Here is an 11,589-nt window from a genome sequence, read left to right as displayed (position 1 = left end):
GTGCCACAGTATGCATACTGTGGCACATGGGGCCGACAGCCGCAAGGAAGGATGGGGGCGTGGGTGGCGACGACTACCAGCTGCGCTCCGAGCTGGTGGGGCCGTTGCCGGTGATCAACCACTTCCTGGCGCGCATCGGCCTGGCCGGCTCCCTGGAGCGCTTCGTCCCCCACGACGACGCCCGGTTGCGGCTGGCCCCGGGGACGGTGCTGGGGGTGGTCGTGCGCAACCTCGTCACCGGTCGGGAGCCGGTCTACGCGATGGGCGAGTGGGCTGCCGCCTACGAGCCGGCCCTGCTCGGCCTGGCGTCCGGCGATGTCGGCGCCCTCAACGACGACCGCGTGGGACGGACCCTCGAGCGGCTGTTCGACGCCGACCGGGCGAGCCTGCTCACCGAGGTGGTGCTGCGGGCGGTGCGCGAGTTCGAGATCGACTGCTCCCAGCTGCACAACGACTCCACGTCGGTCTCTTTCACCGGGCTCGCCTACCCCGGGGGAGGAGCCCGCCGGGGCGGCAAGACGGTGCCGGCGGTGACGTTCGGGCACAACAAGGACCACCGGCCCTACCTGCGCCAGCTGGTGTGGGTGCTCACCGTGTCGGCCGACGGGCGGTGCCTGTCGCCTACCGGGTCGAGTCGGGCAACACCAACGACGACGTGACCCACGTCCCCACCTGGGACGAGCTCGTCGCCCTGGTGGGACGGCCCGACTTCTTGTACGTGTCGGACTGCAAGCTCGCCTCCACCCAGGCGATGGGCCACATCGACTCCCACGGCGGCCGCTTCGTGACCATCCTGCCCGCCAACCGCCGGGAGGTGACTCGCTTCGCCGAGTGGGCCCAGGACCACCCTCCCTCCTGGGACGAGGCCGCCCGCCGTCCCGCTCGCCGTCTCGGCGACCCTCCCGAGATCTGGCGCACCTTCGAGTCACCGACGCCCTCCGACGGCGGGTTCCGCATCGTGTGGGTGCCACTCCTCCACCAAGGCGGTGATGGACGCCGCCACCCGGGCACGACGCATCGAGGCCGGCATGGCCGCCATGGAGGAGCTCGCCGCCCGCCTCGCCGGGCCCCGCTGTCGTTACAAGACGCTCGTGGCGGTGGAAGAGGCGGCCGCCCGCGCCCTCGTCGACGCGGACGCCGAACGCTGGGCCCAGGCCACGGTCCGGCCCATCAGCGCCGACACCTTCCGCCAGGAGAACCGCGGGCGCCCCGGCGCCGACACCCGCTACCGCAAGGCCACCACCGAGCGCTTCGCCCTCAGCGCCACCGTGCGCGCCGTCGCCCACGACTCCCGCATGGACGGCATCTTCCCGCTCATCACCAACGACACGAAGATGAGCCCGGCCGCGGTGCTGGCCGCCTACAAGTACCAGCCCAACCTCGAGCGGCGCCACGGTCAGCTCAAGGGGCACCAGCTGGTCGCCCCGGTGCTGCTCAAGGACCCGGTGCGCATCGAGGGGCTCCTGTGCTGCCACTTCTTCGCCCTCGTCGTCCAAGCCCTCGTCGAACGTGAGATCCGGGCTGCCATGCTCAAGGCCGAGGCCCGGCACATTCCCCTCTACCCGGAGCTGCGAGCTTGCGCCGCTCCCAGCGCCCACCGTGTCCTGGAGATCTTCGCGAACGTCTTCCGTCACCGGCTGTCCGTCAACGGTCACGCGGTGAAGACCTTTGAGCCCGAGCTCAGCGCCCTCCAACTCCAGGTGCTCGATCTTCTGGGCGTGCCACGCTCCGCGTTCATCAGCTGACCTCACCTCGTGCACTGCGCGATATCAACCTCGAGAAGTGCGGAAAGAGAGTTGGATCCTCCGGTGCCAGAGGGAAGGCCCGCCACCGACCCACCAGCGGGTCCTGGAGGACGTTTACCAGGACATGGTCCGACCGACGACGGTCATTGCCACTATCTCGTCAACGAGGACGAGCAGGTGATCCTCGTACGGGAGTTCTTCTAGCCCGAGGATGGAGTTCGCTCGTTCCCTGCGCCGGACCATCGCCCGGGGGCCCGGAAAAGGGGTCCGGAGCGGCGCCGTCGGCTACGAGCTGGGTTCCGTCGTCAACGCGCCGCTCCGAACTTTTCTGGGCCGGCGCCTCTTAGTTAGCGCGCCTTGCCTCCGGCTCCGCCGTCGATGCCGGACGGCAAAGGCAGGGTCGTGTTGGCCCCCGATTCCGCACGGGGCGTCACGACTGAGCTCGGCACCGAGGACTGCGAGCTCGATGCCGGCCTGGTCGTGGAAGCGCCCGCCTGCGGTGCCCCCGACGTGCCCCCGGATGCCGTCGTGGGGGTTCCGCCGGCTGAGGCGGTTCCTGTCGGCGCTGTCGTTGTGGGCGCCGATGTGTCGCTCGTGCCCGCCGCGCCCGGGTCCGCTGCCGCAGCTGGAGCTTCTGGCGAGACGGTGATGTCTGGCAATGTCGCCGGCGGACGTGTGACGCGCGGTGCCCCGTGGTCGCTTGAAAACGCCTGGGCAGCGACGAAGGCCAAGCAGAGTATGGCGACCCCGGCGAACACGGGTCGGACAGGGAGTCGACGCCGAGCAGTCCCTGATGTTGGTGCCGGGGGTGCGTCGGGAATGAGTTCAGTGCCAGCCACGGTGGGGAAACCCTTCTGCCGGCGCGCAACGCGCCGCAAGTCAACAATCCACGCGGGCTCGTCGCCGTCAAACCAAGCGAGTGTTCTCGTTCTCTGAAGGTCCGTCAAAAGTTCGCCGAACTCTCGAGCGCCGTTTCGCTCAGCATTACTACTACCACAGCCGTTGTCAAGCTGCCCGGTCACATGGCAGCGTGGAGCCGTCAGGGAATCGGCGATGCGGAGGCCCAGCGCTGTTCGAAAGCGTCGGCCTGGAGCCCGGCGTAGCCGGGGTGCTCAACCAGCAGCGTGGTAGGAAATCCGATGTCCGGTTGCACGGGATCGGCCATGGCCAGGAGGGCGACCTGGCGGTCGACGACGGCCAGCTTGAGCGGAAGGTCCTCGACGAGGCGGCCGTCCACGCCAGCTTCGTGGTACACCTTCATGGCCTCGCGAAAGTCAGCGGATTGCTCGGCGTGCCACTGCTCGGCTTCGTAGAGCACGCGACTGGCGACACCACGTTCAAGTGCGCTCAAGACAGCCGGGTTCACCCGATCTTCCCGGTAGGAATAAGGCGGACGGTTGAAGACGAGAAGCTCGCTCGACGCCTGAGTCACCAAGCGGTCATACATGTGGCTCACCTGGCCGGCTCCCTGGATGACGTGGACGTACGGGCCCGCAGGCGAGGGGCTCTCAGGAAAAGCCTCGGCCAGCTGCTCCCGCAGCCGGGTCGTGCGTTCGCGGTGCAAGCGGAGGCGCTCCTCCTGGGCCGCGTCGAGGCGGCGGAAGACCTCGTCGCGACCGGGCGACGCGTACATCGCCGGGCCCTCGTTGGAGACCCGCTGCGCGAGCCCGCGCTGGTTGAGCTCCTCGAGGATCTGATAGGTGCTGGTGCGGGGAACGCCGGACACGCGTGCCAGCTGGGCGGTGTTGGCGGCTCCCAGCCGGAGGAGCGCAAGGAGGATGCGAGCTTCGTAGGGACTGAGGTCGAGCTCTTCGAACTCGTGGAGCAGCTGCTCCGGCACCCGGGCGAAAAGGGCCGCTTTTGACTGCGACATGCCACTCCTTCACTGTTCCGATCCGCCGGTAAATGCGCTCAGCATCTAGCCATTCGTACTCTACACCGACGAATGAAACGCGCAAGGGTGTGTTCGGTGATCCCGCCCGCTGTCCCCCAGCCGACCAACGCCTGTCTCCCGCCTGCTAAGTCTCCCGAGTGTACGTTGTCGCTGGCTGATACGAAAAGCTCTTGACACTCGACTGGGGCTACGCGACGCTGGATCCGCCGGGCCAGCGTTCGCGCGGACGGTATCACCGGCGGGGAGGGAGCAGCATGCTTGACCGAAGGGCAGTCTCGGCGGTGGCGATCGTGGCCTTTGCGCTGGTCGCCGTGGTCGGGGGTGTTGCCTTTGCTTGCACCAACTTCGTTCGTATCGACAGCCTCGTGCCTGCCTCCGAGTCACCCGTCGCCACGGCGTCGGTCAAGGGCTCGGGCGCAGCCGCCGGCGCGACGGTCGAGTTGCGCTGGAACGGCGTCAAGGGCCCCGTCATCGGCACGGCGAAGGCCGACGAGGCCGGAGCGTTCAGCGCCCAAGCGTCAATCCCGGATGCTCCCGCCGGCATCTACTTTGTCGTGGCGACCGATGGCCGCACATTGAGCCGAGCGGCGTTCGAGGTGCCTGCAACTTCGGGTCTCGTTGGCCCTACGAGGGACGCCTCTGAGTTGCTTTCTGTAGCATCTTCGGAAGCATTTCCGCTAAGTCTTGGTCTTGGCGCTCTCGCTGTGGGACTCGCGGCGTTCGCGGTTGTTTTTGGCGGGTTGGCGACGCGCCGCCGCAGCAGAGTTTCCGTCGGTCGCTCGGCTTCGGCGAGACAGGTCCGGCCTGGATGCTTCGCACACCTAAATGCTGGTAGTCCTTCTTGACGAAGTCCTACGAAGCGCTCAACCATCGCCACACGAAAGTCCATCTAGAGAAAGGCGGACCGAGCTTGAACGTTCGGCGGCTACTCACCACCACGGCAATATCGTCAGTGATCCTTCTCAGTACAGTTCTAGTCAATCCCGCCGAGGCCGTAGTTCTCAACTGCGGCGATATCATCAGCACTCCGAATACGACGGTCGTCTTGACAGCAGATGTGAGTTGCGTGGGAAGTCTGGAGGTCTTCGGCGTCGCCATCGTGGCTTCTGGCGTCGAGCTCGACCTGAACGGCCACACAATTCGCGGGGACGGCTTTCGGCCCGAGGATCAAACGTCGAACATCGGCGTGTACGTGACAGGCGGTGGAAACAACGTTACTGTCAAAAACGGCACCGTCACGAACTTCAACAGCGGTGTCTACTTCGAGCAGGTAACCGGCAATACAGCGACCACGCTGCGCCTTGTCGACAACATTGGGCCTGATATTCAGCAGATCTTCGGCGAGGGCCTCCAAGTGTTCCAGGGCGGCAATCACACGATCACTTCGAACCACGTTATTCACAATGGCCCATTTGCTGGGATTGTCGCCTACGGACCGACGAACAACAACACCATAACTAGTAACCAGGTCCTAAATAACAATATTCTCGACCCCAGCGGACACCACGGCGAAGGCGGGCCGATCATGCAGGACATCGGTATCTGGTTGGTCAACCTCTCGTCGAACCCCGCCAACACAACGACGAACAACACGATTCAAACGAACGCTGTGTCGGGGAACGGACTCGATGGCGTGCAGGTTGCCGCGTTTACGCACGGAAACTTCGTCCGGACCAACTCCATCACCAATAATGGCTTCGGCCAGCCAGCCGGTAATGGCTTCCGAGACGGTGACGGTGTCGCGATCTTTGGAAGTAGTAACCAAGTCCAGTCGAACCAGGTGATCCAGAATGGCGGCAACGGCATCGCAGTGGAACTCCAGGGAAGCCCGAATCCGGTGAACGGGAAGAACAACACGATCACGGGCAACACGGCGTTCAACAATGGAGGCGCCGCCAACATCCCCGGCTTCGATCTGTTCGATGGCAACGTCGACTGTGATGGCAACGTCTGGGCATCAAACAATGAAGGCACCAAGAACCGAGCGTGTATTAACTAGAGCTAGGCGCTGAACAGGCAACGTGCGAGCAGGTCAATGGCGACCGGGCCGGCTTCATTGGCTCGGTCGTATTCATTACTCCCAATGGAAGACCAACCACCCTTTCACCCCTCCGAGAGGCGCCAGTACTCGCCGGTGAATGCTAACCGGAGTCATCCCTACTGCGATGACGGCACGGGCGGACGTGACGCGACTCCCCTCCCCTTATCGACGGCGGGCGCCACTCGTCGGGCAAGAGGCTCCCCCGATTCTGATGCCGAGCGTTCGCAGGCAGCGGCAATTGTTGGCCGTGGGCAAGGGGCACAAAGGGCTGGAAGGCTGGTTCCGGCGGCGTCGGCCTACATCGCAGCGGGACGGCTATACCACGTCCTGGGCGACGTCGAAGGCCTCGCGAGATGCTTCGACGCTTTAGTCGAAGTCTATATGGCGACACGGGCGAAGGTGGCGAGCGACAGTTTACGCGAGGCCGCGGCTGTCGCTCCCGCAGGCTCGTCTCAACAACGAAGAGGTGATCAAGCCAGCGGGGTCGGTGAGTCGACAGCGGCTACGGATCTGCCGTTACGTCCTGAATCGCAGATGCGACTTCGGGACGGTGCATACCACCTTACCGCTGCAGAGCGAGCAGTCGCGGCACTTGTTGGAGAGGGACTCACGAACTTAGAGATCGCCCGCCACAGGGGGATCTCGCCTCGCACAGTCCAAGCCCACCTTACGCGAGTGTTTGCGAAGGTCGGTGTGTCGACAAGAACTGCGCTTGCCCGAAAGGTAAATGAGTGGCCACGACGACCAGACGACCATTGAGCCGGGTCGCACGGACGAGTCCGTCGAGTTCCGCGATCGGGCGTCAGCCGAGTCGATACCAGCGTCTGGCTCCCTGCCGGCGGGCAATGCAGCGCCTTCTTCCGAGTCTTATGATGGTTCTTGTGGCCCTCACTGCGTGCGACGGGGGCACGGATCTGGCCGCTAGACTTAGGATCACAGTCGACGACGACCTACCGGCCACGGCCAATGAGGTTGGGCCGGCGAATGCAAACAATTCGCCAGATCTCGCGGTTGACCCCACGAACTCGCTCTTCGTCGTGATGGCGCACCGTCTGGACGCCGCGGTGTTTGGCTGCGCGCTGCAGGTGTCGGGTGATGGGGGCCGGGGGTTCGTCGGCGCCAGCCCCGTGTCCAACCTTCCGGCGGGGGTTGAGAAATGCTATGCACCGGAGGTCGAGTTCGACGAACGCGGCGTGCTCTATTACCTGTTCGTGGGGCTCCACGGCCGTGGCAACACGGTAGTCGGCGTTTATCTCACGACTTCTACCGACCGTGGACGGAGTTTCTCGGAGCCGCGGCACATTCTCGGGGCGAACAATTTCGGAGTCCGTATGGCGATAAATCGCTATGGCGACAAACGAGGCCGAATCCATCTGGTCTGGCTCGCCAGCAATGCTGACCCAAGCGTGAACTCACTTCCCACCCCGCCGAATCCAATCGTGACGGCGTACTCTGACGATCGGGGCGCCAGCTTTACGCCTCCTGTCCAGGTCAGTGACCCAGGCCGAGCGCTCGTGGTGGCGCCAACGCTGGCCCTTGGTTTGGATGATCGCGTTGTCGTGTCGTACTACGACCTACGGAACGATGTTCGTGATTATCACGGACTAGAGGGACCAACCTGGGAGGAGCCCTGGTCCGTGATCGTCGTGTCGTCCTCGGATGGCGGCCGCACGTTCGGACGGAGCCACATCGTCGACGACACGGTAGTACCGCCTGAGCGGGTGCTTCTGATCTTCACAATGCCTCCGCCGTCGGTTGCCATCGCCGGAGACGGCCGGATCGTGGTGGCTTGGCATGATGCTCGGAACGGCGATTGGGATGCGTTCATTCGGACGTCGGGCGACGATGGTCGAACCTGGAGCGGCATCAATCGATTGAACGATGACCCTGTGAACAATGGACGTCACCAATATCAGCCCCGTTTGGCGGTGGCTCCGAATGGCCGGGTGGATGCGGTGTTCTATGATCGTCGAGACGATGGAGCGAACCTACGCAACGACGTGTTTTTTGCCTACTCTGCAGATGGTGGTGCAAGCTTTAGCAGGAACGTCAAGCTTACGTCGAAGGCGTCGAGTTCGCGCACGGGTCCGAGGTATGTCGGAACTCCTTTAGGGCTAATCGAGTACGGCTCTCGACTCGGACTTCTGTCTCGAGATGATTCGAGCGTTGCAGCCTGGACGGATACAAGAAACGCACCGCTTCCCGATTATCAAGACATCTTTGTCACCACGGTGCGGTTCGAGCATTGAAACAAATGCGGTCGGCTCGCCTTCAGGCCATCGGGATGGTGCTCCTCCTGATGGCGTGCAGAGCAGATGCGGACGTCGAGCCACCGCTCCCACGCCAGCCTGCGACAATAGACGTCGTCATGAAGGAGTACGGATTCGAGCATCCTTCAGTATTCCCTTCGGGTCGCGTGATTATCCGTGTGCGAAATGTGGGACGCCTCGAGCACAAGTTCGAGATGTTTCGATTACCTCCGGATCTCGAAGGACGGTTCGCGGATCCAGAGCGTCCGGAGCGCCCTCGGGCCGTCGCGACGCTAGCGAGCCTGCCGAAGCAGGTTGCGGGAGAAGGCGCCGTCTTCGCTCTGGACCTTCCTCCGGGTAGTTATGGCTTGGTGTGCTTCTTGGAGGATGGTGACGGGGCGGCGCATTCGACGAAGGGAATGCGGTCAGAGTTTATCGTACGCTGAGGGGGGCCTACGCGATTTGTCCTATAGACACCAGCGCGGGGATGGAGGACAATTGAAGCGGTCGGCTCTCGGATCGGAAAGGACAGATGTGAACCTCATACGTAAGAGGTCAATAGCGATACTACTTGGCGCCGCTACTGCCGTGCTAATGCTGGCGTCAGTCGCGTGGGCTTGCACGCCGACGAATCACAACGGTTTCGTGTGGTTGTGCGATGCGAGTGCGCTTGGTGGCTCGGGTTGCTCGTTCACACAGCGGGACAACACAGTTGACAACGACGATACCGATATCTACAGCAACGCAAGCAACTTGGACACCAACACGGAGTATGTTCACAAGTACGTGGCCGGGAGTTTCACCGACCACGAAGACACGACTTGCGAGACGGCCGCTACGGTTTTGACGACCGAAACGACGGGTCCAACGAATGGGGAGCCATCGGGCGGCTGGAGTGCGGAAGGACCTTTTCAGCTTAACCTTTCCACTGGGACGTATACCCAGTGCGCTATACGTACCATCGGAGCTGGCGCCGCGTCCGGTCACATCCTGTTCTCGATTGTGGAATAAGGTTTCCGCAAATCTTGCTCGGATGTTACAATCCCCCGAGGTTGCGCAGTCCTCGGGGGATTGCGCCCGGTTAGGGCCACCAGTACGGCTGCGGGACCGGGACCGCAAATGAACCCCTACGCGTCGGTGATGATAGAATGCGGGTACAAGGTCAGTACGCAAGGGGGCATCTTTGATCTGCGCTCGGTGGCGGCTTCGGGCTCTCGGAGTGTGCGACCGGAGCGTGTGTAACCGCAACCGGGGCTGAAATGGGGAGGTGCCAGGATGTGGGCTGGGAGCGCTTTGCGGGGCGGTGGACCTGGGTGGAAGGGCTTCATCCCTCTAGGGTGTGCAGCGGGTATGGCGGTCGCTTCGACACTGGTCGTGCCGTGTTCGCTCGACCCCGGCGGCAAGTTGGCAGCAACCTTGCCGGAGGCGGTCGCTCAGCTGGGTAATGCTCACCAGAGCCGGGTCTTTTCAGAACTGGTCGACCGTGTGAGATTCGAGCCAAACGTCGGCCAAGCGAACTCGGATGTGGAGTTCATTGGTCGGACGCCGGCGGGGACCCTGTTGCTGCGGCCGAGTGAGGCGGTCCTCATCGGGGCGGCTGGCGTGTCCCGTATGCATTTCGTTGGAGGGAATCCGGCTGCAGTATCTGCGACGGGCGATCAGCTTCCGGGTAGGGTTAATTATCTCCGAGGTTCGACTCAGGACGAATGGAAGACGGACGTCCCGACATTCGGCCGGGTGCAATTTAGCGGCGTGTACCCCGGGGTCGACGTGATGTATCACGGAGAGCAGGGCGCGCTCGAGTACGATCTGATCGTCGCCCCCGGCGCGGACGCTGCGCAGATCGCATTGTCATTCGAGGGCATCTCTCCAGTACGGGTGGAGAGCAGCAGCGGCGACCTGCTGTTAGGCGAAGCGAGGTCGCAGGTTCGCCACCGTCGCCCGGTCGCTTACCAGTACGATGGCGTGCTCGAGAAACTCGTCGGCGCCGGCTACGTAGCCGACCCGTATGACCAGACCGTGAGGATCTTGCTGGGCGAGTATGATCCCTTGTTGCCGCTGATCATCGATCCTCTCATCTATTCCACGTTCCTGGGAGGTGGCGGGGGCGACGGTGGTCTCGGAATCGCGATTGATGGCTCCGGTCACGCGTACGTCACCGGGCAAACCTTCTCGCCCGACTATCCGGTTGCGGGAGCTGCGTACCAGTCCGTGTTCGGCGGTGCAGGCCCCCCTGCGGCCGGCAGTCGCGACGCGTTTGTGACGAAGCTAGCAGCCGATGGATCAACGGCGATCTACTCAACGTACATCGGCGGAAAGGGAAGCGAGCATGCAAACGCGATCGCTCTCGACGGCGCTGGTAACGCATATATTACCGGGCCGACCTCCTCGCCTGACTTTCCGGCCTCAGCGCTTCCCGGCGTAATTGCCAGCGCCGAGGACAGCGTCTTTGTAACAAAACTGAACGCTTCGGGTTCCACGCTCGTTTACTCAGCGCTGTTAGGTGGTTCGCAGAACAGCAGTGGAAACGGTATCGCTGTCGACAGCGCTGGCAATGCCTATGTAACTGGCCATATCACGGGGACGAACTTTTCGGCGATTAGTGCTTTTCAGCCGATATACGGAGGCAGCGGCGACGGATTCGTCGCCAAGTTGAACTCCAGCGGTACGCAGCTTGAGTACGCGAGCTACCTCGGGGGTGAGTTTCGTGATGCGGCGCTGGCAATTGCGGTCGATTCGTCGGGGAGTGCGTACATCACCGGAGAAACCACTTCGCCGAATTTTCCGGTGGCCGCCGCATTTCAACCAACCCATGCCAATCCGTTCTCGCAGGACGCGTTCGTCACAAAAGTCGCCTCATCGGGGACGCTCGCGTACTCCACATACTTTGGCGGCGCAGGCATCGATGTCGCCCGCGGCGTTGCGGTCGACGGTGCCGGGAACGCTTATGTAGCAGGGTACACCCAGTCCGGCAACCTCCCAGTCGCCGGTACGCCACTAAAGGCCAGCCTGACGGGGACGAACGGCGATGGCTTTGTTGCGAAGCTGAACGCGATGGGGAGTGCTTTGGTATATTCAACCTACCTTGGCGGGAGTGACGGAGATCTTCCTCGCGCTATAGCGGTTGATGGCGCGGGTGTGGCTCACGTCGCGGGCCGGACGATTTCGGCAGACTTCCCGATCGTGCAACCTGTTCAGCCGACGAAGTTGTTCGCATACGATGGTTTCGTGGCGCACCTCAATCCGACCGGGTCTGCGCTCAATTTTTCGACATTTATCGGCAGTTCGGGCGGCACGGACGTGGTCGCGGGCATCGCGGTCGACGCGGCAGGAACGGACTTCCTGACAGGCACGGCGGAAGCGGCCGATTTTTCGGTCACTGACGACCCGTTCCAGTCGATCTACGGGGGTGGGGGTGCCGATGCGTTCGTTGCTAAGCTCGTCCCAGGCGGGGCCACCCCGGCTGGGATTCCTCCGCCGGCCGACTTTGACGGCGACGGAGATACCGACCTTTCGTTGTTCCGTGGTTCAGCGGGCGAGTGGCTCACCCGAGGCCAGCCCTCGGCGTTTTTAGGGCTCGACGGAGACATTCCGGTACCGTGCGAGTTCGATGGGGGAGGGGATACGGATCGAGCGGTATTCCGCCCATCCGTCGGAGGG

The 11,589-nt window shown here is 63.3% G+C and carries 7 protein-coding genes; 6 read left to right on the top strand and 1 reads right to left on the bottom strand.

What is annotated here, in order from left to right; translation table 11 throughout:
- Both ACRDU5_RS06605 and ACRDU5_RS06600 read left to right on the top strand, forming a co-directional pair.
- Positions 1 to 659 (top strand): DUF4277 domain-containing protein (locus ACRDU5_RS06605; RefSeq protein ID WP_526613690.1); only part of this gene is annotated, 659 nt, incomplete at its 5' end.
- A gap of 330 nt (positions 660 to 989) precedes the next feature.
- Positions 990 to 1,745 carry a transposase gene (locus ACRDU5_RS06600; protein ID WP_526613689.1) on the top strand — a complete coding sequence of 252 codons (756 nt, stop codon included), beginning with the start codon at positions 990 to 992 and terminating at the stop codon, positions 1,743 to 1,745.
- A gap of 1,039 nt (positions 1,746 to 2,784) precedes the next feature.
- On the opposite strand, the gene ACRDU5_RS06595 is transcribed toward ACRDU5_RS06600, so the two are convergent.
- Positions 2,785 to 3,618 carry a TrmB family transcriptional regulator gene (locus ACRDU5_RS06595; RefSeq protein ID WP_526613688.1) on the bottom strand — a complete coding sequence of 278 codons (834 nt, stop codon included), beginning with the start codon at positions 3,616 to 3,618 and terminating at the stop codon, positions 2,785 to 2,787.
- A gap of 862 nt (positions 3,619 to 4,480) precedes the next feature.
- On the opposite strand from ACRDU5_RS06595, the gene ACRDU5_RS06590 reads away from it, so the two are divergent.
- From ACRDU5_RS06590 to ACRDU5_RS06575, 4 genes are all read left to right on the top strand, one after another.
- Entirely contained in the window at positions 4,481 to 5,638 is a 1,158-nt protein-coding gene (locus tag ACRDU5_RS06590; RefSeq protein ID WP_526613687.1) for a right-handed parallel beta-helix repeat-containing protein, read from the top strand.
- A 36-nt stretch (positions 5,639 to 5,674) separates the two neighbouring features.
- Positions 5,675 to 6,439: a helix-turn-helix transcriptional regulator gene (locus tag ACRDU5_RS06585; protein WP_526613686.1), complete on the top strand. Its 765-nt coding sequence runs from the start codon at positions 5,675 to 5,677 to the stop codon at positions 6,437 to 6,439.
- Positions 6,440 to 6,561: 122 nt separating this feature from the next.
- The gene (locus ACRDU5_RS06580; protein ID WP_526613685.1) at positions 6,562 to 7,929 is read left to right on the top strand and encodes a sialidase family protein; all 1,368 of its coding nucleotides are present in this window, start codon (positions 6,562 to 6,564) and stop codon (positions 7,927 to 7,929) included.
- 1,350 nt (positions 7,930 to 9,279) lie between these two features.
- On the top strand, positions 9,280 to 11,589 hold a 2,310-nt coding region (locus ACRDU5_RS06575; protein WP_526613684.1), incomplete at its 3' end, for a DUF7948 domain-containing protein.

The organism is Mycobacterium sp. (genome assembly GCF_050701515.1).
Taxonomy (GTDB): Bacteria; Actinomycetota; Actinomycetes; order Mycobacteriales; family Mycobacteriaceae; genus Mycobacterium.
This window is presented reverse-complemented; position numbering and strand designations above follow the sequence as displayed.

Bases quoted from the DNA above. Each gene is read 5' to 3' on its own strand.
- ACRDU5_RS06600 (WP_526613689.1), top strand. From the start codon at position 990: ATGGACGCCGCCACCCGGGCACGACGCATCGAGGCCGGCATGGCCGCC.
- ACRDU5_RS06595 (WP_526613688.1), bottom strand. From the start codon at position 3,618: ATGTCGCAGTCAAAAGCGGCCCTTTTCGCCCGGGTGCCGGAGCAGCTG.
- ACRDU5_RS06585 (WP_526613686.1), top strand. From the start codon at position 5,675: ATGGCGACCGGGCCGGCTTCATTGGCTCGGTCGTATTCATTACTCCCA.